The organism is Sphingomonas yantingensis (assembly GCF_014199325.1).
GTDB classification, from domain to species: Bacteria; Pseudomonadota; Alphaproteobacteria; order Sphingomonadales; family Sphingomonadaceae; genus Sphingomonas; species Sphingomonas yantingensis.
On record NZ_JACIJJ010000003.1, the window covers coordinates 361,864 to 380,906 of the forward strand.

A 19,043-nucleotide genomic window follows, 5' to 3' on the forward strand; every position below is an offset into this window, starting at 1 on the left:
ATTCCGAAACCGTTGCCGCGCCATGATCCGCGATCGACGGGGGAGTGGCGTGGTCATCGGATCGTTCGGCAAGTTTCGTGATCGCCTTCGCACGAATGAGGGACCGCCCGCGGCCGCCGTGCCGACGCAGGGGCAGGTCGCCCTGCGCCTGGTGCGTGAGGCGGAGCAGCATAGCGCCGGCTGGTTCTGGGAAACCGATCGCAACGGTCAGCTCAGCTATCTGTCCGAGAAGGTCGCCCAGTTGCTCGGCCTGGCCGACACCGGCGCAACCTTTACCGAGCTGTTCCGCCTGTCAGGTGATGCGAGCGACACCGAACGCACTCTCGCCTTTCACTTCTCCTCGCGCACGTCGTTTTCGGATTATTCGCTGGAAACCGGCAGCGGCGAGGCGATGCGGCACTGGACGGTGTCGGGCCGCCCGCGCTTTGACGAGTTCGGCCAGTTCCAGGGCTTTACCGGCACCGGCAGCGACCTCACTGAAAAGCGGCGGGCGGAGGCGGAGATCACGCGGCTTGCGCTGTTCGACGGACTGACCGGCCTTGCCAACCGGCAGCGGATGAAGCTGTCGCTCGACCAGACGCTGGTCAATTCGCGGCGCGGGTGGCGCAGCGTCGCGCTGCTGCTCCTCGACCTCGACCGCTTCAAGGCGGTGAACGACACGCTAGGCCATCCGGTCGGCGACGCGCTGCTCAAGCAGGTCGCCCAGCGGCTTCAGCGCTGCACCGCCGACCATGGCCTGGTCGGGCGACTGGGCGGCGACGAGTTTCAGATCATCCTGCCCGAGGCGCCAAGCCAGGAGGCACTCTCTGAACTCTCGCGCACGATCATCACGACGCTATCGCAGCCATATTATCTGGCCGGTTCAAACATCACGATCGGCTGCTCGATCGGCGTCGCGGTCGCGCCCGAGAACGGCAGCGATTCGGAAACGCTGATCCGCAGCGCCGACCTCGCCCTCTATGCCGCCAAGGCCGACGGGCGCGGCACGCACCGTTTCTATCACGAGGACATGCTAGAGGGTGCGCGCCACCGAAAGGCGCTGGAGGACGACCTGCGCGGCGCGCTCGCCCGCGGCGAGTTCCATGTCGTCTATCAACCGGTCGTCGCCACGCGCGATGCCAGCGTCGTCGGGTTTGAGGCGCTGGTCCGCTGGGAACACCCGATCCGCGGCGCCGTCTCGCCCGGCGAGTTCATTCCGATCGCCGAGGAAAGCGGCCTTATCGAATCGATCGGCGAGTGGGTGCTACGCACCGCCGCCGCCGATGCCGCCGGCTGGCCGGGCGACGTGCGCGTGGCGGTCAACGTCAGCCCGATCCAGTTCGCCAACAGCCAGTTGCCGACGATCGTCGCCTCCGCCCTCGCCAACAGCGGCCTGCCCGCGCACCGGCTGGAGCTTGAGATCACCGAGGGCGTGTTCCTGAACGAAAGCGCGTCGTCGGACGCGATGTTCTCGTCGCTGAAGCGGCTGGGCGTGCGGCTGGCGCTCGACGATTTCGGAACCGGCTATTCGTCGCTCGGCTATCTGCGCAAGGCGCCGTTCGACAAGATCAAGATCGACCAGAGCTTCGTTCGCGGCGCCGCCGTCACTGGCAATCGCAACGCCGCGATCATCCAGGCGATCGTGACGCTCGCCACGACGCTGGGCATGGAGACGACCGCCGAGGGCGTCGAGATCCAGGACGAGATCGGCCTGATAGCCGGCCTGGGGTGCAGCCATATCCAGGGCTATGTCTATGGCCGGCCGATGCCCGCGGAGGCGGCGGCGGAAATGGCAGCGGAGGGCAAGGCTTCGCCATCGGGCGTGCGGGTCAGTCGCGCACCGCGCCTTCGCACGCTACGCTGGGCGCGGATGCTGGTGGGCGGTCAGTCGGGCGAGGTGCGAATTCGCAACGTCTCGGCCTCCGGCGCGATGATCGACGGGATCGAGTTCCCGGCCGCGATGGTCGGATCGACGGTGAAGCTCGAACTGATCGAAGGCGACCTCATCACAGCCGAGTTGCGCTGGGCGCAGGGCGAGCAGGCCGGCCTACAGTTCGACCAGCCCTTCAACCTCGAACGCCTGCAACAGCCGGCCGCCCGCGCACGCCGCGCGGGCTGACCGGCCGTGCCGGTTCAGGCGTCCTGCTGCCGGCTGATCTCACCCGCCTGATCGGCGTCGCGGTTCGCACCCGGTGCCGAGGTCGAGGGCGGGTCAGACGCGTCCATCGAATCCTCTGATCCGATATCGACCGCTTCGTCCTGCTTCGGATCGCCGCTGCTGCCCGCCGCGGGCTGATCGCCGTCGCCCTTGGGATCGGGCGGCGCCACCGACAGGCTGTCGATCGCTTGATCGCTGATGCCGTTATGTTCGGGGTCGGCCATGTCCACTCTCCTTCGCGAGATGAACGAGCGCCGCGCGCCGCCTGTTCCGCAAAAGCAAAAGGGCCCGGCGGTTTCCCGCCGAGCCCCTCGCTTGGGTCAGGTTTGTCGGATCAGTCGCGGCTGCCCATGAACGACAGCAGGAACTGGAACATGTTGACGAAGTCGAGATAGAGCGACAGCGCGCCCATGATGACAACCTTGCCCATCATGTCGGTGCCCGCGACCCAGTCGTACATGCTCTTGATCCGCTGCGTGTCGTAAGCCGTCAGACCAGCGAACAGCAGCACGCCGATCGCGCTGATGACCAGGCTCATCACCGGCGACTGGAACCAGAGGTTGGCGAGCGACGCGACGATCAGGCCGACCAGCCCCATGATGAGAAAGGTGCCGAGACCCGACAGGTTGCGCTTCGTCGTGTAGCCGTAAAGGCTGAGCGACAGGAACGCGACCGTCGTCGCGAAGAAGGTGATCGCGATCGACGCGCCGGTGTAGACGAAGAAGATCGACGACATCGACAGGCCCATGACCGCCGCGAACGCGAAGAACAGCGCATTCAGCGTGCCGGTCGAGAGCTTGTTCATGCCGAAGCTCATGACCATCACGAAGCCGAGCGGCGCGAGCGCGATGACCCAGCGCAGCGGCGTGCCGAGCACCGCCGCCGCCATGCCCGAATTGGCGAAGAGCAGCGCGACGATACCCGTCAGCAGCACGCCCGAAGCCATGTAGTTGTAGACCGAAAGCATATAGGACCGCAGCCCCGCGTCGTACGCAGCGTCGCGCGACCCCGCGCGCGCGGCGTAGGGGGCGGACGAAGCGGTCCGGGGATCCGACCAGTTTGCCATCTTGAACTCCTTTGCCCGGCTGATGCCGGATAGAGCGAATATCGTGGGGCGGCCGTTCCCTTTCAAGCAAAACCGGTGCCGTACCGAGCGCCAGACATGTTTCGTTACACTCTTTCGCGGGGCAGTTGCGGACGCGGGCCGGCACGCGCACGTTGAACCTCATGCACCGCCTGTTCGTCGGCCTCCGTCCGCCCCCCGCCATCCGCGAATTGCTGATCGACACGATGGGCGGCGTGCCCGGCGCCCGCTGGCAGTCGGACGAGCAATTGCATCTTACATTGCGGTTCGTCGGCGAGCTTGACCGGCGCACGGCGGAGGATGCGGCGCACGCGCTGGCATCAATTCATGCGGCTCCGATCGAGCTGCGCATCGACGGCGTCGGCCGCTTCGACAGTCGCGGGCGGACGAACGCACTCTGGGCCGGGGTCCGCCCGCACGACGCGGTGACGGCGCTGCACAAGAAGGTCGATCAGGCGCTGGTGCGCGCAGGACTGGTGCCCGAGCGGCGCGCCTACCTGCCGCACGTGACGCTGGCGCGGATGGGCGGCGGCGCCGGCGCTGCCGACCGCTGGCTCGCCGACCATGCGGGACTGGCGAGCCAGCCGTTCACCCTTGGCCATTTCATGCTGTTCGAGAGCCATCTCGGGCATGGCGGCGCGAGTTATGAGGCGGTCGAACGCTATCCACTGGCGGGATAGTCCCAACAACCATTCGCACCCCGGCGGAGGCCAGCGTACGAGCGCGGCTAACCCGCCTTGTCGACGAGCAGCTTGTCGATCTTGCGCCCGTCCATATCGACGATCTCGAACCGCCAGCCCTGCTCAGTGAAATGCTCGCCCTCGGTCGGCAGGTGCTTGAGCACCGCAAGCGCCAGGCCCGCGACGGTCGCGTAATCGCGATCCTCGGGCAGTTCGATGCCGATCCACTCGGCCAGCGCGTCGGCGGGCATCTGGCCCGAGACGAGCAGCGAGCCGTCCTCGCGCGTCACCACCCGCTCGTCGGAAGGATCGTCGCGCCCGCGCGCGTCGCCGGCGATCGCGGCGAGCAGGTTGGCGGGCGTCACGATCCCCTCGAAATGCCCGTATTCGTCATGGACGAAGCCCATCGGCACCTCCGCCCCGCGCAGGAGCGCGAGCGCGTCCATCGCATCGACCTGATCGGGCAGCACCGGCGCCTGCTTTGCGAGCGCGTGCAGGTCGATGGCCTGGCCCGCGATCAGTGCCGCCACGACATCGCGCGCCTGGACGACGCCAACCACCGCATCGATCGACCCCTCCGCCACCGGCAGCCGGGTATGCGCGGTATGGAGCAGCGTCTCACGCACCGCCGCCTCGGGCAGCGACAGGTCGAGCCAGTCGACTTCGGTGCGCGGCGTCATGATCTCTCGCACTGGGCGATCGGCAAGGCGCACCACACCAGAGATGATCGAGCGCTCATGCTCCTCGATCACGCCCGACTTCGCCGCTTCGGTTGCGATCAGGTGCAGTTCCTCCGCCGTCACGCGATTCTCGGCCTCCCGACTGAGGCCCAGCAGCTTGAAAACGAGGCCCGTGGTCGAATCGAGCAGCCACACGAACGGCGCGCAGACGGTCGCGAGCAGTCGCATCGGGATCGCGATCCACGACGAGATCATCTCCGGCGAGCGCAGCGCGAACTGCTTGGGCACCAGCTCCCCGACGATCAGCGACAGGAAGGTGGTGATGAAAATGACCAGCGCGAAGCCCGCGGTGTCGGCGATGTCCGCCGGCACGCCGATCAGTTGCAGCCGGGCGGCGGTCGGCGCGCCCAGGCTGGCGCCGGAATAGGCGCCGGTCAGGATGCCGATCAGCGTGATGCCGATCTGCACCGTCGACAGGAACTTGCCCGGATCCTCGGACAGGGAAAGCGCCGCGATCGCGCCGCGATTGCGCCCCTTCGCCATCGCCTCCAGCCGCGCGCGGCGGGAGGAGACGAGCGCCAGTTCGCTCATCGCAAAGACGCCGTTGAGTGCGAACAGCACGACGATGATGACGACATCGATCCAGGGAAAGGGCGGGAGCGGGTCCATCGGTGCTGCTCAAGCCAATAGCCGTTCGGGCGGGGCTGACAACCAACAAAGTGTTGCTCGCGGTCAGCGCCGGTTCAGTGCGCAGCCGGAACAACTGGCTGGCATGGCGGTTGCCGCCACCATCCCGGACCCAAACAGGAGGAACTCTATGCGTCTCGGTCAGCGTCTCGGCCTCGTCACCGTCATTGCATCGCTCGGCGTCACCAGCGCCTGCGTCACCGATCCCGTCACCGGCGAGCAGCGCATCTCGAAGGCCGCGATCGGCGGCCTGGGCGGCGCGTTCGGCGGCTATCTGCTCGGCGATATCGTCGGCGGTCGCCGCGACCGAACCGAAAAGATCGTCGGCGCCGGCATCGGCGCGCTCGCGGGCGCGGGCATCGGTGCGTACATGGACCGCCAGGAGCGCGAACTGCGCGAGCGGACCGCCGGCACCGGAGTCGAGGTCGTCCGCCGCGGCGACGAACTCGTGCTCGACATGCCGTCGGGCATCACCTTCGACTTCGACAGCAGCACCGTCCGGCCCGAATTCCGCTCGACGCTGGATCAGGTCGCCGACACGCTGCGCCGCTACGAGCAGACCTATGTCGACGTATATGGCCACACCGATTCGGTGGGCTCCGACGCCTATAACCAGACGCTGTCAGAGCGCCGCGCCGGCGCGGTCGCGAGCTATCTGACCACCCGCGGCGTCCAGTCCGCCCGCCTCGCTACCCGCGGCTTCGGCGAGAGTGAGCCGATCGCCTCGAACGAGACCGAAGAGGGCCGCGCGCAGAACCGCCGCGTCGAGATCAAGCTGGTGCCGATCACCGAGGACGACGTTCGGGGGTGACGGGCGTGTAGAGGAAAGAAGCGGGACCCCGGCTCAAGGCCGGGGTGACTGCAATTGGAAAGGACCGCCTTCTCACCTCGTCATCCCGGACTTGATCCGGGATCCCGCTTCTTCCTCTACTTCTCCACCTTGCCTGCCCTATCGCCGCTCGACGAAGAAGGCGCGCAGCAGCGCCGCCGCCTCTCCCTCGCCGATGCCGGCATAGACTTCGGGCCGGTGATGACAGGTCGGCTGGCCGAAGAAGCGCGGGCCGTGCGCCACCGCCCCGCCCTTCACGTCTTCTGCCCCGTAATAGAGCCGCCTGATCCGCGCATGCGCGATCGCCCCCGCGCACATCGCGCACGGCTCCAGCGTTACCCACAGATCGCAATCTTCAAGTCGGTCGCGGCCGAGCGCAAGTGCCGCCGCGCGGATCGCGACGATCTCGGCATGCGCGGTCGGGTCGGAAAGCCCGCGCGGCGCATTGGCACCCGTCGCGACGATCCGCTCGCCCAGCGTCACCACCGCGCCGACGGGCACCTCCCCCGCCTGCCCCGCCGCCGCCGCCGCATCGAGCGCGGCGCGCATCGCGGGCGGCAGGGGAAAGGCGTCGTTACTGCTGCTTGGCACCGTCTGCCTTTTCGACCTGGAGCGTCGGCACCTCGACCGTCTTGTTGGTGGTGCCGAGTTCGACCTTGCCGACATCGGCCTTGAACTTGGGCGCCTGGACGACAGCGGGGCGCGTCTGGTCGATGCTGACCATGCCCGTCACCATCAGACCGGCAAGGATGAGGGCGGCGAGCCCGAGGGCGACGAGGATGGTGCGCATGGCCAAGGCTTCCTATCTAAAAATCGAAACGTCGTCGCAACAACGCCGCGCATTGCCTGCGGTTGCGCGCGGCCTTTACGAGGGCCGAAGGTCGCGCGAGCGGTTGACGCCGCCGCCCTTAGCGGTTACTGGCGCGGCCTTTCCGGGGCTGTACCCGGGTCCGTCGAAACTCAGGATTGTCATCATGTCGCGCATTTGCGAGCTGACCGGCAAGGGCCGGCAGGTGGGACACAACGTGTCGCACGCCAACAACAAGACCAAGCGCACGTTCCTGCCCAACCTGCAGAACGTCACGCTGATCTCCGAGGCGCTGGACAAGGGCGTTCGCCTGCGCGTTTCGACGCACGGCCTGCGTTCGGTCGAGCATGTCGGCGGGCTCGACAACTGGCTGACCAAGACCAGCGATACCGAGCTGTCGCTGCGCGCGCGTCGCCTGAAGCGCGAAGTCGCCAAGAAGCTGGCGGGCACCGCCGCCTGATCCGCGTTCGCGGTTCGGAAATGCCAAAGGGCGCCGTCCTGATCGGACCGGCGCCTTTTCGCGTATCTGCGCGCTTCAGCCGTCAAGCTGGAACTTCAGCAGCAGCGTGCGCTGAAGGAAGAACTGGTTGTCGTCGCTGATGAGCCACAGGATCGTGTGCCCGCGATCCTGTGTCGCCGCGATCCCCTCGAAATTGTCGTGGATCGCGGGTGCCTCCAGCCGCGCGACCTCCCGCCCGGAGACCACCGCACCCGGGCGGATCGCATCTCGATCGATCACCGTCAGGATATTGTACAAGCCGTGCGGCAGCGCGACCCCGCGATTGAGGACGAGGATGCGCCCGTCGGGTAGCTCGGTCGCATCCGAGGGATGCGTGCCCGCAGGCGGACGATAGCTGAACGCGAACTGCCGCGTGCCGCGCACCACCGGATCGCCAGAAAAGACGATCCCGTGCCGCAGCCCCGGGCCGGCGTCCGCCGGCGTCTCCGCGATCGTCAGGAAGCGGCCGTCGGCCAGCTTGACGAGGCTTTCGGGACCGCCATTATCCTCCCATCTCGACATCGCCGACGGCGCGACATGGCCGGTCGCGTGCGACAGGTCGGGCGTATACCGCCAAATCGCGTTGGCGCGTTCATAGCCGACCCACATCGTCCCCGTCGCCGGATCGCGGGCCAGCGATTCGGTATCGCGGTCGAGCTTCGACCACCCCCGCCCCGGCCCGTCCGTCAGCGAGGCGTAGCGCACGTTCGCCAACCGCTCGCCACCTAGCCAGTCGAAGGCGAGCACGGTGCCGCCGTCGCTGATCGTCGTGATGCGGGTGCCGGCGACCACGAGCGCCGAGTAGCCGCCGATACCCCGCCCGGTCTCCTTCAGGATGATGCCATCGAGGAAGGTGAGCGCCCCGATCCGGCGGCGGGCGGGATTGCCGGGATACAGGTCGACCCGCTCGCCTCGGACCGTATTGGCGAGCGGCGGCGCCAGCGGCAGCGGCAATCGCGCATCGCCCGAATAATCCTGAACGAAGATCAGGCAGAGAAGGACCGACAGCGGGATACGCATCGTCCCCGGCCCTAGAGGGCGCGCTCATCAGGCTCAACCATGCGATTAGCTGAACGGCGGCTAACAGCGGCATTCAGCGTCGGCTCAATGCGAATCACCCATAAGCCAATCAACGGTGGCGGAAACTGATTCGCCCGTCGCCGCTTCGAGTTTCGATTGAACAGGGTACGAGGAGAAAGTTCATGTTCAAGCAGATCACGCTTGCAGCCGCCGCGCTGACGATGGGCACCACCGCGCTCGTCGTCCCGACCGCCCCGGCCGCCGCGCAGGGCTATTACGGCCAGGACTATTACGGTCAGCGCTATCGCGACCGCGGCTATTACGGCGATCGGGGCTATGACCGCGGCTATCGCGACCGCAGCTACTACGGCAATGACCGCCGCTATTATCGCAACCGGGCGCGTGAGCGTTGCAATGACGGCGATGGCGGCACGATCGTCGGCGCGATCGCGGGCGGTCTGCTCGGCAACCAGATTGCGGGCCGCGGCGACCGGACGCTCGGCACGATCCTCGGCGGCGGCGTCGGCGCACTCGCCGGCCGCGCGATCGATCGGTCGGACCGTCCGAACTACTGCCGCCGCTAACGCTCTACGCTCTCTCCAGTAGCGTAGCTGAGAGGGTCCCTCGCGTAGCGTATCGAGGGAGGGAGGCCGGTTCCTTCGGGAGCCGGCCTTCTGCTGTTTGGGGTTCTTGAAAGCCAGCGGCGACGGCGAAGCCGCCGCTGTCGGTCGGGCCTGCAAGGCCCGCCAGCCGTGCCGGGCGATGCGCCAGCCCTTCGGGCGGCGCACCGACACGGGCACTGCCCGCGCCTTCGCCCGTCAGTACATGTGTTGCCCGCCATTGATGCTCAGCGTCGAGCCGGTGACGAAGCCGGCATCCTCGGCGCACAGGAACGCCACGCCGCGCGCGATTTCCTGCGCCTGACCCAGGCGGCCGACGGGCACCTTGGCGACGATCTTTTCCAGCACGTCGGCGGGGACCGCAGCGACCATGTCGGTGTCGATATAGCCCGGTGCGATCGCGTTGACCGTCACGCCGAACCGCGCACCTTCCTGCGCCAGCGCCTTGGTAAAGCCATGGATGCCCGACTTGGCGGCGGCGTAGTTCACCTGGCCGTACTGGCCCGCTTGGCCGTTGATCGAGCCGATGTTCACGATCCGGCCCCATTTGCGGTCGCGCATGCCCGGAAACGCCGCCTTGGCCATGTTGAAGCAACCGCCAAGGTTGGTGTCCATGACCTCCTTCCACATCTGGTAGGTCATTTTCAGGAGCGTGCCATCGCGGGTGATGCCGGCATTGTTGACGACGATATCGACGGGGCCGAGCTCGGCTGCGACCTTTGCGACGCCTTCCTGGCACGCGTCGTAGTCGGCGACGTCCCACTTGTACGCGGCAATGCCGGTGCGGTCGCTGAACGCCTTGGCGCGCTCGTCATTGCCGGCATAGTTGGCGGCGACGGTGATGCCCGCTTCCTTGAGCGCAAGGCTGATCGCCTCGCCGATCCCGCGCGTACCCCCGGTGACGATCGCGACACGTGCCATGGCTCTCTCTCCTTACGCTCCGCTTGGCCGACCATCGGCCGCTACGGATTTGGAAAGAGGCCTAGCCTTGGGAAATCCACCCGGCAAGTTCGCGCGAGATGATGCTTTGCAGCATTCGTATGCCGGTTTCGGACGCATTGAGGCATGGGAGATAGGCGAAGTGCGTGCCGCCCGCCCCCTCGAACTCCTCCTTGCCGCGGATCGCCAGTTCCTCCAGCGTTTCGAGACAGTCGGCGGAGAAGCCAGGCGCGAAGATCGCCAACCGGCGCGTACCGTTCTTGCCGAGCTCCATCAGCACTTCGTCGGTCGCCGGCCCCAGCCACTTGGCCGGGCCGAATCGTGACTGGAACGTGACGATCAGTTCGCGTCCCATTGCTTCGCCCAGCAGCCGCGCGGTCTTCTGGCACTGGCAGTGATAGGGGTCGCCGAGCATCAGCGTCCGCTGCGGCATCCCGTGAAAGCTGGCGACGACGACCTCCGGCTCGAAATCGAGCGCGGCAATTCCGGCCTCGACGCTTTCTTTGAGCGCGCCGATGTAGTGCGCGTCGTCGTGATAGGGCGGCAGCGTGCGGATCGCCGGCTGCCAGCGCATCTTGGCGAGGTGCGCGAACGCCTTGTCGTTCGCGGTCGCCGTCGTCGCGGCGCAATATTGCGGGTAGAGCGGCGCGATCAGGATGCGGTCGCAGCCGGCATCCTTCATCGCCTGAAGCCGGTCGGCGATCGCCGGCTGGCCGTAGCGCATCGCATAGTCGACCAGCACGCCCGGCCCGAACGCGCCCTTCAGCGCCTCGGTCTGCTCGCGCGTGATCGCGGCGAGCGGCGAGCCGTCCTTCGTCCACACCTGTTGATAGGCGTGCGCCGATTTCTTCGGCCGGGTCGTCAGCACGACGCCGCGGAGGATCGGCTGCCACAGGATCGGCGGGATCTCGACCACCCGGCGATCCGACAGAAACTCGGCGAGATAGCGGCGCACCGACCCCACGTCGGAGCCGTCAGGCGTGCCGAGATTGGTCAGCAGCACGCCGACGCGGGGCGGCACGATCGGCGGATGGTCGGGGGGAAGCTGCATCAGGGGTTCGCCGGATCGAGAGGAAGCCGGCGCAGCCGCTGCCCCGTCGCCGCCGCAACGGCATTGGCGATGGCGGGCGCGACGGGCGGCACGGACAGGTCGGACACGCCGCCGGGTTCGGCTTCGCTGCGGATCAGCTCCACGGTGATATCGGGCAGGTCGTCGATCATCGGCAAGCGCAAATCGGTAAGCGTCCGCGCCGCCGCAACCCCTGCCTTGTACCGCGTCGCGCAGCCCAGCGCCTGGGCCAATCCGAAGACCAGCCCGCCCTCCAGCCGCTGCAACACGATATCGGGATGGACCACGCGCCCGCAATCGACCGCGGCGACGAGGCGTGCGCAGCGCACCCGCCCGCCCTCCACGCTCGCCTCCGCCAGCACGGCGATGAACGAGCCGCGAAACGCGTGTGCGGCGATCCCCTGGCCGCTCCCCGCGATCCCGCCCTGCCATCCGCCGATGGAGGCGACGGTGTTGAGGCAGTTGGCGAGCCGCGGCTGCTGTCCCAGCATGCGGATGCGGAAATAACTTGCGTCGAACTCGGCCCGGCGGGCGAGTTCGTCGATGAAACTCTCGGCGAAGAAGGCGGTGTAGCCGTGCGCGCCGCCGTGTAGATAGCCGCTCGCGGTGCCGACCTCGGCGACATGATGATCGACCGCCCAGTTGGGGATCGCATAGGGCGGCTCCGCCCCCGCCACCGCTGCCGCGTCGCCGCCGCGACCGGGCAGCGCCAGCGACAGGTTGGCGATGCGCTCCCCCGCCATCACCCGGCTCGCCAGCTCGCGGCCCGTCGCGGGAGCGGCGATGCGCGCGTGCCACGCCATGACCCGCCCGTCGCGCTCCATCCGCGCGGTCATCGCCGCCTTTGCCGGCGCGCGGAAACGGTCGCGGGCGATATCCTCCGCCCGGCTGTACGACAGTTGCACCGGCCTGCCCGCCTGCGCGGCAAGCCATGCGGCCTGCTCGGCCACCAGCGTGTCGAGCCCCGCACCGAACGAGCCGCCGAGCTGCATCGGAATGACGCTGACCGCATCCTCGCCGATGCCGAGCGTCCGCGCCGCCGCCGCACGCACTGCGCCGGGCGCGAGCGTACCGATCCACAGGCGCAGCCGCCCGTCCTCGAACTGCGCGGTCGCCGCCGGCAATTCTAGAGAGGCATGGATGCTCGGCGCGACCGCATAGTGTGACCGGAACAGTCGCCGCCCCGACAACGCGGCATCGAGATCGCCGGCCGCCGCCACCCGTGCCCCCTCACCCGCCAGCGCGGAATCGAGCGCCGCCGCAATGCTGTCGTCGCTGACTGGGTCGCGCGTCTCGAACCGAGGGCGCGCCGCGTCGAGCGCTCGGCGCGCGGCGAAGCTGTCGGTGGCGAGCGCGGCGATCCAGCGGTCGGTGGTGACAATCTTCACCGCCCCCGGCACCGCGTCGGCAGCGGCACGGTCGGCGGCGATCAGGCGCGTGTCGCCCAACGGCCCCTGCCGGATCGCGGCATAGAGCATCCCCGGCAACCGCACGTCGCCGGCGAAATTGGCGCTCCCGTCGAGCTTGGCGGGCGTGTCGAGCCGGGTGACGCTGGTCCCCGACAGGCGGTTGTCCTCGTCGCTGCGCAGGACGGGGCGCTTGGGCGGTGTCCGCCCTGCTGCGTCTGCCGCCAGCTCGCCGAAGCGCAGCTTGCGATCGCCCGACACGACGAACCCCTCGCGCGTCGCGCACTGGGTGGCGTCGATGCCCCACCGGCTCGCCGCCACCTCGACCAGCATCGTGCGCGCCGCCGCCGCCGCCTCGCGCAGCGGGACCTCGAACTGCCGGAGCGAACTGGCGCCGCCGGTCAGCATCTGCCGCGCGCCGTGCGCCGCCTGTGAGGCGGGCACGACCGGCAGCCGGGCATCGACCCCGCCGAACACTTCGGCCGCAGCGAGCGGATTAGCGTTGGCGACACCGATCCCCGCCGGCTCGACGCCGACGGTGCGCCAGTCTGCGCCGAGTTCGTCGGCGACGACCTGTGCCAATACGGTGAAGACGCCCTGCCCATGCTCGGCGACGGGCACCGCGACGATCAGGCGGCCGTCCTCGGATATGCGGATCCACGCGCCGAAGCCATGTTCGTCGTCGCGCACCGGCGCGGGGGTCGGAAACTGGCGCGGCCACAGGCCCCAGGCGACGATCAGGCCAAGGCCCACGCCGCCGCCCGCCAGCAGCCGCCGCCGCGTCACGCCGCTCATGTCGAAGCCCCCGCCATGGCGTCGCCCTACCCGGTTGCGCCCGCCCGCGCCAGCGACGTTACCGAAGCGGCTTTTCGAGCACCACGAACTCGAGCGCGGGGTCGGTCGGCACGCCGAATCGCGCGTCGCCATGCGGGAAGGGCCGCCGCTCGCCGGTCTGCGCATAACCGCGCCGCTCGTACCAGGCGATGAGCTCGGGCCGCTGGCGGATGACGGTCATCTCCATCGTGTCGGCGGCAAAGATCGCCCGCGCCGCCTCCTCCGCCGCCGCAATGAGCTTGCGGCCGAGCCCCGCACCCTGAAGGTCGGGCTTCACGGTCAGCATGCCGAGATAGGCGGTCGCCGGCGGCTTGGCCGTGATCGCGACGCAGCCGGTGGGCGCGTCGTCACCGGCGATCAGGATGCGCTGCTGCGGGTCGGCAATCATCTCGGCGAGCGCGTCGGCGTCGGTGCGCTGCCCGCCGAGCAGATCGGCCTCGTGCGTCCAGCCCGCGCGCGCCGAGTCGCCGCGATAGGCGCTCTCGATCAGCGCATGAAGCGCGGGAATGTCGGCGGGGGTCGCGGTTCGAAATCGGTCTGCCGTCATGTCGATTTCCCGCGCCGCAGGCGGATGGTGGAAGGGGCTGGATTCGAACCAGCGTACGCTTGCACGGGCAGATTTACAGTCTGCTGCCTTTAACCACTCGGCCACCCTTCCGGGGTGTCACTTCGTGAAGTGAGGGCGCCCCCTAGCCGCGCTGCGATCGGCTTGTCAACGCCGTTGCGCGAATGATCCGGGCGCAATAGCAACGCGCGAAACCAAACCGATCCTCGGGGGGAAACCAATGCGCCTGATTCACCTGCTTGCCGCGACCGCCCTCGTCTCCGCGCCGCTTGCCGCGCAGACGACGCCCCCGCCCGCGCCCGAATTCGCGCGCATCGTCGACGAGGGGACGAATCGCAGCCAGGTGATGGTGCTGGCGCAGCAGATGACCGACGTGCTCGGCCCCCGCCTCACCAACTCGCCCGCGATGCGCAAGGCGGAGGATTGGGCGGTGGCCGAGTTCAAGCGCATGGGCCTTACCAACGTACGCAAGGACGGGTTCGACTTCGGCCGCGGCTGGTCGATCGAGCGGTCGAGCGTGCGGATGATGACGCCGCGCGCCGTACAACTCACCGCGATCCCGATCGCCTGGACCCCGCCGGTCAGCGCCACCGCCCCGATCGTCGTCGCGCCGATGACGAAGAAGGAGCATTTCGCCGCGTGGCGCGGCAAGCTCGCCGGCAAGATCGTCCTCGTCTCCGCCCCCGGCAAGGTCGACGACGCGACCGAGGCACCGTTCAAGCGTCTGTCGGGCGAGGACATCGCCAAGCTCGACACCTTCAAGGAACCCACCTGGGACCCGGCGAAGAACGCCCGCAACATGGCCAGGATGACGTTCGAGGAGGATCTCGACGCGTTCCTCAAGGCCGAGGGCGCGGTTGCGCTCGCGCGGATCAGCTATCGCGACGATAAGCTGTTGCATGGCGAGGGCTATCAGCATCGCACCGGCGCGCAGACACCCGGCGTCGAGATCGCGGCGGAGGATTATCGCCGCCTCACCCGCCTGGCCGCGATGGGTCAGGCGCCGACGCTGGAGATCGTCAGCGACGTTAAGTTCGACGACAGCGATCGACAGGCCTACAACATCCTCGCCGACATCCCCGGCACCGACAAGTCGGGCAGCTATGTCATGGCCGGCGCGCATTTCGACAGCTGGGTCGCGGGCGACGGCGCGACCGACAATGCCGCGGGTTCGGCGATGGTGATGGAAGCCGCGCGCATCATCCGCGCCTCGGGCATCCGCACCAAGCGGACGATCCGCTTCGCGCTGTGGACCGGCGAGGAGCAGTCGCTCTACGGCAGCATCTCGTACATCGAAAAGTATCTGGCGCGTCGCCCGGCGCCCGCCACGCCGCAGAACAGCGACCAGAATTATTACGGCCAGACGCAGCGTTTTCCGGTGACGCCGCTCCCCGGCTATCGCGACCTCGCCGCCTATTTCAACATCGACAACGGGTCGGGCAAGCTGCGCGGCATCTATGCCGAGAACAACGCCGCGGCGGTGCCGATCCTTCGAGAGTGGCTGTCGCCGTTCGGGCCGATGGGCGCCGACAGCGTGGTGTTCGGCCGCACCGGCGGCACCGATCACCAGTTCATGGCCGCGGTCGGCCTGCCCGCCTTCCAGTTCATCCAGGATCCGCTGGACTATGAGAGCGTCACGCACCATTCGGGCGCCGACACCTTCGACCATCTGAAGGCGACCGACATGCGCCAGGGCGCGATGGTGCTCGCCTGGATGCTGGTGAAGGCGGCGAATGCGGACGCCCCGCTGCCGCGCAACCCAATCCCGCAGGCGCCGCTGCCGACCGATCCGTTCCAGACCCCCGACCCTAACGCCGAGTAAGTTCATCATGGCCCGCCGCGGACACCGCCCCTCCCAAGCCACCGGCAACCGCCCCCGTTTCTGGGGCAAGCACGCCGTCCTCGCCGCCCTCGCCAATCCCGACCGCCAGGTGCGCAAGCTCTGGGGGACGCGAGAGGCGCTGGCACATCTCGACCTGCCACCGGTCCTGCCGATCACCTATGCCGACGCCGCCGATCTCGGCCGGCTGGTGCCCGGCGACGCGCCGCATCAGGGGCTGGTGATCGAGGTCGATCCGCTCGACGACCTGTGGCTCGGCGAGGTGCTGGAGCGCGGCACCGACGATCGCCGGCCGATCGTCGTGCTCGATCAGGTGACCGATCCGCACAATGTCGGCGCGGTGCTCCGCTCGGCCGCGGCGTTCGACGCGCTGGCGATCGTCACGCAGGACCGCCACGCGCCCCCGGAAAGCGGCGCGCTGGCCAAGGCGGCGTCGGGTGCGCTCGAGGTCGTGCCGTGGGTGCGCGTCGTCAATCTGTCCCGCGCGCTTGAGGAGATCGCAGAGGCCGGCTTCTGGCGCGTCGGCCTGACCGGGCATACCGACACGTTGCTCGCCGACGCGCTGGTCGGCGCGAACAAGGCAGCGCTCGTTCTGGGCGCCGAGGGCGAAGGGATGCGCCAGAATACGGAGGCGCATTGCGACATCCTCGCCAAGCTGCCGATCAGCCCGCGCGTCGAGAGCCTCAACGTCTCCAACGCCGCCGCGATCGCGCTCTACGCGGTCGCCTCCGCGCGGGGCTGACGCGGATGGCGCGGGGGCTCCTTCTGGCGCTCCTCGCGCCGCTCCTCCTGATGGGCTGCATCGTCGTGCCCGGGCGGTTCGACGCCAGCCTCGACATCGCCGCCGATCGCAGCTTCACCTATCGCTATCGCGGCGAGATCGTCGCGATCGACCTGGAGGACGAGTTCGCCAAGGGGCTGAAGGACACCGATACGGCGCCCGAAAAGCCGAAGGGCGTCGCCTGGCAGACGGACAAGGCCCCGACCTCGAAGGACGCCACGTTCCGTGCGCTCGCCGATGCGCTGCGCAAGGAGGCGGGCTATCGCAGTGTCGAGTATAAGGGCGATGGCCTGTTTCAGATCGACTACGCGATCAGCGGCCGGCTGGCCCACGCATTCATCTGGCCCTACAACGCCGATGCCGAGCTCGTCTTTCCGTTCCTGACCGTCGAGCTGCGCGGGACCGACGGGGTGCGGATCAAGGCGCCTGCCTTCGGCAAGACGAGCGATGCGCGGGTGCCGGGCGCGGACAAGGTCGGCGACCGGCGCGAAGGCATCTTCACCCTCACCACCGATGCCGAGATCGTCAGCCAGAACAACGAGGACGGCGCGAAGCCGGCGGGGCCGAAGCGGACGATCACCTGGAAAGTGACGCCGCTCAGCAAGGACCCGCCGATGGCCGTGCTGAAGGTCGCGCCGCTCGGTTGAGAGACGGCGCGCGGGGGATCAGTCCTCCTCGGCGATCCGCACCTTCAGCCCGTCGAGCGCGCTGGAGAACTGGATCTGGCACGACAGGCGCGAGGTCGCGTCGCGGGTCGAGCTGCTGTCGAGCAAGTCATCCTCGTCCTGACTCATCGCCGGCAGCTTGTCGGCAAAGGCGGGATCGACATGGACGTGGCACGTCGCGCACGAGCAGCAGCCGCCACACAGCGCCAGCAGCTCATCGAAGCCGTTGTCGCGGATGACTTCCATCACCGACAGGCCGACCTCACCCTCGACGGTACGCTCTTCACCCTGGCGGGTCACGACGGTAAGCTGCGGCATCATCTTCTCCTGCGAACCGGCGCGACTTGCCGTGTGAGCGGCCGGTTTTCAAGGGACCAAAACCATGGGTTTGAGCGCCGACCAGCTGCGCGAGGCGCTGGACGCCCTTTCGGCACGCGAGCCGGCGATCGCCGCCGCGGTCGCCCGCGTCGGCTATCCCGAACCGCGCATCCGCGACCGCGGCGTGGCGACGCTGCTCCGCACGATCGTCGGCCAACAGGTGAGCTATCAGTCTGCCGATGCAGTCTGGCGGAGACTGGAAGAAGCGCTGGGCGGCGACGCGACCGACACTGCCGCGTGGATCGCCGCGAGCGACGAGACGCTGCGTGGTGCCGGTCTGTCGCGGCAGAAGCTCGGCTATGCGCGCAGCCTTGCCGGACTGGTCGAGAGCGGCGAACTCGATCTGGCGAACCTGCCCGCGGACGACGAGGCGGCGATCGCCGAGCTGGTCAAGGTGAAGGGCATCGGTCGCTGGTCGGCCGAAATCTACCTGCTGTTCGCCGAGGGGCGGCCCGATATCTGGCCGGCCGGCGACCTGGCCGTCCAGATCGAGGTCGGGCGGCTGATGGGCTTGCCCGACCGCCCGAGCGAGGCACTGACGCGCGAGATCGCCGAGGCCTGGCGCCCGCATCGCGGCGCGGCGGCGATCTTCACCTGGCACCATTATCGCAGCGACATGGGCGTCATTTGACGCCGACGCGCTCCCGCAAAAGCGGGAGCACAGAGTTACCAAAGACCGCGCTTGCGGCTCTGGGCTCCCGCTTTCGCGGGAGCACGCCACCTCAACCTCCGAACGACCGCGGGTCCGGCCCGGTCCGGCCGTCCGCATCGTCCAGCCGGGCGATCGCGGCCATGTCCTCCTCATCCAGCGTCACACCGGTCGCACCGAAATTGTCACGCGCATGCGCCTCGTCCGACGCCTTGGGGATCACCGACAGGCCGAGCGCGAGGTGCCACGCCAGCACCACCTGTGCCGCGGTCGCACCACGCTTGTCCGCGATGCCGGTGATGACCGGATCGGACAGCAGTCCGCCGCGCCCCAGCGGGCTCCAGCTTTGGGTGACGATGCCCTTGTCCGAATGGAACGCCCGCGCCTCCGTTTGCTGAAAGCGGGGGTGCAGTTCGATCTGGTTGAGCACCGGGGTCACGCCCGTCGCCTCGATCAGCCGGTCGATCTGCTCGGGCAGGAAGTTCGACACGCCGATCGACCGGGTCTTGCCCGCTTCTCGCAGGCGGATCATCGCTTCCCACGCGGTCAGATACGCCTCGCTGCCCGCGACCGGCCAATGGATCAGATAGAGGTCGACATGGCCGCGGCCGAGCAGCGCCAGGCTCTCGTCCAGCGCCGCTTCGGCATCCTCGTGCCGGTCGTTCCACAGCTTCGTCGTCAGGAACACATCCTCGACGCTCGCCAGCCCCTCGCCCACCCCGCGCTCGTTCTGATAGATCGCGGCGGTGTCGATCAGCTTGTAGCCGATATCGGTCGCCTTGCGGACGATCAGCCCGGCATGCGCGTCGGGAATTTGCCAGGTGCCAAAGCCGAGCGCGGGAATGCGGTTGCCGTCGTTGAGGTCGAGCATGG

At 68.4% G+C, this 19,043-nt stretch carries 21 protein-coding genes and 1 tRNA gene; 9 read left to right on the forward strand and 13 right to left on the reverse strand.

The genetic code is table 11. The annotated features are described in order from the left end of the window. The first annotated feature begins 49 nt into the window (after nucleotides 1–49). Entirely contained in the window at nucleotides 50–2,098 is a 2,049-nt protein-coding gene (locus FHR19_RS11670) for an EAL domain-containing protein (protein WP_343053249.1), read from the forward strand. Nucleotides 2,099–2,112: 14 nt separating this feature from the next. Here the strand turns inward: FHR19_RS11670 and FHR19_RS11675 are convergent, their stop codons facing one another. Continuing rightward, entirely contained in the window at nucleotides 2,113–2,361 is a 249-nt protein-coding gene (locus FHR19_RS11675) for a hypothetical protein (RefSeq protein ID WP_184028521.1), read from the reverse strand. 110 nt (nucleotides 2,362–2,471) lie between these two features. Continuing rightward, nucleotides 2,472–3,203, reverse strand: coding sequence for a Bax inhibitor-1/YccA family protein (locus FHR19_RS11680; RefSeq protein ID WP_184028523.1), 732 nt, complete (start codon nucleotides 3,201–3,203; stop codon nucleotides 2,472–2,474). Nucleotides 3,204–3,364: 161 nt separating this feature from the next. Here FHR19_RS11680 and thpR point away from each other — a divergent pair, with 161 nt between their 5' ends. Further along, nucleotides 3,365–3,901: an RNA 2',3'-cyclic phosphodiesterase gene (gene thpR / locus FHR19_RS11685; protein ID WP_184028959.1), complete on the forward strand. Its 537-nt coding sequence runs from the start codon at nucleotides 3,365–3,367 to the stop codon at nucleotides 3,899–3,901. A 47-nt stretch (nucleotides 3,902–3,948) separates the two neighbouring features. On the opposite strand, the gene FHR19_RS11690 is transcribed toward thpR, so the two are convergent. Further along, the gene (locus FHR19_RS11690) at nucleotides 3,949–5,250 is read right to left on the reverse strand and encodes a hemolysin family protein (protein ID WP_184028525.1); all 1,302 of its coding nucleotides are present in this window, start codon (nucleotides 5,248–5,250) and stop codon (nucleotides 3,949–3,951) included. 148 nt (nucleotides 5,251–5,398) lie between these two features. Between FHR19_RS11690 and FHR19_RS11695 the strand changes: the two genes are divergently transcribed. After that, nucleotides 5,399–6,079 (forward strand): YiaD family glycine zipper/OmpA-like lipoprotein, encoded by a 681-nt coding sequence (locus FHR19_RS11695; protein ID WP_184028527.1) that lies wholly within the window; start codon nucleotides 5,399–5,401, stop codon nucleotides 6,077–6,079. Between the two features lie 138 nt (nucleotides 6,080–6,217). Here FHR19_RS11695 and FHR19_RS11700 read toward each other — a convergent pair whose 3' ends face one another. After that, nucleotides 6,218–6,646, reverse strand: a complete 429-nt coding sequence (locus FHR19_RS11700; RefSeq protein WP_184028962.1) for a nucleoside deaminase — start codon at nucleotides 6,644–6,646, stop codon at nucleotides 6,218–6,220. A gap of 25 nt (nucleotides 6,647–6,671) precedes the next feature. Further along, nucleotides 6,672–6,887 (reverse strand): hypothetical protein, encoded by a 216-nt coding sequence (locus FHR19_RS11705; RefSeq protein WP_184028529.1) that lies wholly within the window; start codon nucleotides 6,885–6,887, stop codon nucleotides 6,672–6,674. Nucleotides 6,888–7,071: 184 nt separating this feature from the next. On the opposite strand from FHR19_RS11705, the gene rpmB reads away from it, so the two are divergent. Beyond that, entirely contained in the window at nucleotides 7,072–7,365 is a 294-nt protein-coding gene (rpmB, locus tag FHR19_RS11710) for a 50S ribosomal protein L28 (RefSeq protein WP_184028965.1), read from the forward strand. A gap of 75 nt (nucleotides 7,366–7,440) precedes the next feature. Here rpmB and FHR19_RS11715 read toward each other — a convergent pair whose 3' ends face one another. Further along, nucleotides 7,441–8,424: an esterase-like activity of phytase family protein gene (locus tag FHR19_RS11715; RefSeq protein ID WP_184028531.1), complete on the reverse strand. Its 984-nt coding sequence runs from the start codon at nucleotides 8,422–8,424 to the stop codon at nucleotides 7,441–7,443. 182 nt (nucleotides 8,425–8,606) lie between these two features. On the opposite strand from FHR19_RS11715, the gene FHR19_RS11720 reads away from it, so the two are divergent. After that, nucleotides 8,607–9,008: a glycine zipper 2TM domain-containing protein gene (locus FHR19_RS11720; protein ID WP_184028533.1), complete on the forward strand. Its 402-nt coding sequence runs from the start codon at nucleotides 8,607–8,609 to the stop codon at nucleotides 9,006–9,008. Nucleotides 9,009–9,242: 234 nt separating this feature from the next. Here the strand turns inward: FHR19_RS11720 and phbB are convergent, their stop codons facing one another. The 5 genes from phbB to FHR19_RS11745 all read right to left on the reverse strand — a co-directional run bounded on the left by phbB (nucleotide 9,243) and on the right by FHR19_RS11745 (nucleotide 13,950). Next, entirely contained in the window at nucleotides 9,243–9,965 is a 723-nt protein-coding gene (gene phbB / locus FHR19_RS11725) for an acetoacetyl-CoA reductase (RefSeq protein WP_184028535.1), read from the reverse strand. Nucleotides 9,966–10,026: 61 nt separating this feature from the next. After that, entirely contained in the window at nucleotides 10,027–11,034 is a 1,008-nt protein-coding gene (gene hemH, locus FHR19_RS11730; protein ID WP_184028537.1) for a ferrochelatase, read from the reverse strand. Then, the gene (locus FHR19_RS11735; protein ID WP_184028539.1) at nucleotides 11,034–13,253 is read right to left on the reverse strand and encodes a molybdopterin cofactor-binding domain-containing protein; all 2,220 of its coding nucleotides are present in this window, start codon (nucleotides 13,251–13,253) and stop codon (nucleotides 11,034–11,036) included. The genes hemH and FHR19_RS11735 overlap by 1 nt, the downstream gene beginning before the upstream one ends. Nucleotides 13,254–13,311: 58 nt before the next feature. Further along, entirely contained in the window at nucleotides 13,312–13,839 is a 528-nt protein-coding gene (locus FHR19_RS11740) for a GNAT family N-acetyltransferase (protein ID WP_184028541.1), read from the reverse strand. 25 nt (nucleotides 13,840–13,864) lie between these two features. Next, nucleotides 13,865–13,950 (reverse strand) — tRNA-Tyr (locus tag FHR19_RS11745). Nucleotides 13,951–14,077: 127 nt separating this feature from the next. Between FHR19_RS11745 and FHR19_RS11750 the strand changes: the two genes are divergently transcribed. Genes FHR19_RS11750 through FHR19_RS11760 form a run of 3 tightly spaced genes read left to right on the forward strand, consistent with a single transcriptional unit; the run spans nucleotide 14,078 to nucleotide 17,125 of the window. Further along, complete coding sequence (locus FHR19_RS11750; protein ID WP_184028544.1) at nucleotides 14,078–15,679, forward strand: M20/M25/M40 family metallo-hydrolase; 1,602 nt, start codon at nucleotides 14,078–14,080, stop codon at nucleotides 15,677–15,679. 7 nt (nucleotides 15,680–15,686) lie between these two features. Next, a complete protein-coding gene (gene rlmB, locus FHR19_RS11755) occupies nucleotides 15,687–16,439 on the forward strand; it encodes a 23S rRNA (guanosine(2251)-2'-O)-methyltransferase RlmB (RefSeq protein WP_184028546.1) in 753 nt (250 codons plus the stop codon). 5 nt (nucleotides 16,440–16,444) lie between these two features. After that, nucleotides 16,445–17,125 carry a hypothetical protein gene (locus FHR19_RS11760; protein WP_184028549.1) on the forward strand — a complete coding sequence of 227 codons (681 nt, stop codon included), beginning with the start codon at nucleotides 16,445–16,447 and terminating at the stop codon, nucleotides 17,123–17,125. Nucleotides 17,126–17,143: 18 nt separating this feature from the next. On the opposite strand, the gene FHR19_RS11765 is transcribed toward FHR19_RS11760, so the two are convergent. Next, nucleotides 17,144–17,461, reverse strand: coding sequence for a 2Fe-2S iron-sulfur cluster-binding protein (locus FHR19_RS11765; RefSeq protein WP_184028551.1), 318 nt, complete (start codon nucleotides 17,459–17,461; stop codon nucleotides 17,144–17,146). A 64-nt stretch (nucleotides 17,462–17,525) separates the two neighbouring features. Here FHR19_RS11765 and FHR19_RS11770 point away from each other — a divergent pair, with 64 nt between their 5' ends. After that, nucleotides 17,526–18,152 carry a DNA-3-methyladenine glycosylase family protein gene (locus tag FHR19_RS11770; protein ID WP_184028553.1) on the forward strand — a complete coding sequence of 209 codons (627 nt, stop codon included), beginning with the start codon at nucleotides 17,526–17,528 and terminating at the stop codon, nucleotides 18,150–18,152. A gap of 91 nt (nucleotides 18,153–18,243) precedes the next feature. Here FHR19_RS11770 and FHR19_RS11775 read toward each other — a convergent pair whose 3' ends face one another. Further along, nucleotides 18,244–19,041, reverse strand: coding sequence for an aldo/keto reductase (locus FHR19_RS11775; protein WP_184028555.1), 798 nt, complete (start codon nucleotides 19,039–19,041; stop codon nucleotides 18,244–18,246). Nucleotides 19,042–19,043: the final 2 nt, after the last annotated feature.

What these genes read in the sequence shown, in the direction of transcription:
- hemH (WP_184028537.1), bottom strand. Translation starts at nt 11,034, where the DNA reads ATGCAGCTTCCCCCCGACCATCCGCCGATCGTGCCGCCCCGCGTCGGC.
- FHR19_RS11700 (WP_184028962.1), bottom strand. Translation starts at nt 6,646, where the DNA reads ATGCGCGCCGCGCTCGATGCGGCGGCGGCGGCGGGGCAGGCGGGGGAG.
- FHR19_RS11765 (WP_184028551.1), bottom strand. Translation starts at nt 17,461, where the DNA reads ATGCCGCAGCTTACCGTCGTGACCCGCCAGGGTGAAGAGCGTACCGTC.
- FHR19_RS11720 (WP_184028533.1), top strand. Translation starts at nt 8,607, where the DNA reads ATGTTCAAGCAGATCACGCTTGCAGCCGCCGCGCTGACGATGGGCACC.
- thpR (WP_184028959.1), top strand. Translation starts at nt 3,365, where the DNA reads ATGCACCGCCTGTTCGTCGGCCTCCGTCCGCCCCCCGCCATCCGCGAA.
- FHR19_RS11740 (WP_184028541.1), bottom strand. Translation starts at nt 13,839, where the DNA reads ATGACGGCAGACCGATTTCGAACCGCGACCCCCGCCGACATTCCCGCG.
- FHR19_RS11750 (WP_184028544.1), top strand. Translation starts at nt 14,078, where the DNA reads ATGCGCCTGATTCACCTGCTTGCCGCGACCGCCCTCGTCTCCGCGCCG.
- FHR19_RS11715 (WP_184028531.1), bottom strand. Translation starts at nt 8,424, where the DNA reads ATGCGTATCCCGCTGTCGGTCCTTCTCTGCCTGATCTTCGTTCAGGAT.
- FHR19_RS11735 (WP_184028539.1), bottom strand. Translation starts at nt 13,253, where the DNA reads ATGAGCGGCGTGACGCGGCGGCGGCTGCTGGCGGGCGGCGGCGTGGGC.
- FHR19_RS11695 (WP_184028527.1), top strand. Translation starts at nt 5,399, where the DNA reads ATGCGTCTCGGTCAGCGTCTCGGCCTCGTCACCGTCATTGCATCGCTC.
- FHR19_RS11775 (WP_184028555.1), bottom strand. Translation starts at nt 19,041, where the DNA reads ATGCTCGACCTCAACGACGGCAACCGCATTCCCGCGCTCGGCTTTGGC.
- FHR19_RS11690 (WP_184028525.1), bottom strand. Translation starts at nt 5,250, where the DNA reads ATGGACCCGCTCCCGCCCTTTCCCTGGATCGATGTCGTCATCATCGTC.
- FHR19_RS11675 (WP_184028521.1), bottom strand. Translation starts at nt 2,361, where the DNA reads ATGGCCGACCCCGAACATAACGGCATCAGCGATCAAGCGATCGACAGC.
- FHR19_RS11770 (WP_184028553.1), top strand. Translation starts at nt 17,526, where the DNA reads ATGGGTTTGAGCGCCGACCAGCTGCGCGAGGCGCTGGACGCCCTTTCG.
- FHR19_RS11760 (WP_184028549.1), top strand. Translation starts at nt 16,445, where the DNA reads ATGGCGCGGGGGCTCCTTCTGGCGCTCCTCGCGCCGCTCCTCCTGATG.
- phbB (WP_184028535.1), bottom strand. Translation starts at nt 9,965, where the DNA reads ATGGCACGTGTCGCGATCGTCACCGGGGGTACGCGCGGGATCGGCGAG.
- FHR19_RS11705 (WP_184028529.1), bottom strand. Translation starts at nt 6,887, where the DNA reads ATGCGCACCATCCTCGTCGCCCTCGGGCTCGCCGCCCTCATCCTTGCC.
- FHR19_RS11680 (WP_184028523.1), bottom strand. Translation starts at nt 3,203, where the DNA reads ATGGCAAACTGGTCGGATCCCCGGACCGCTTCGTCCGCCCCCTACGCC.
- rpmB (WP_184028965.1), top strand. Translation starts at nt 7,072, where the DNA reads ATGTCGCGCATTTGCGAGCTGACCGGCAAGGGCCGGCAGGTGGGACAC.
- rlmB (WP_184028546.1), top strand. Translation starts at nt 15,687, where the DNA reads ATGGCCCGCCGCGGACACCGCCCCTCCCAAGCCACCGGCAACCGCCCC.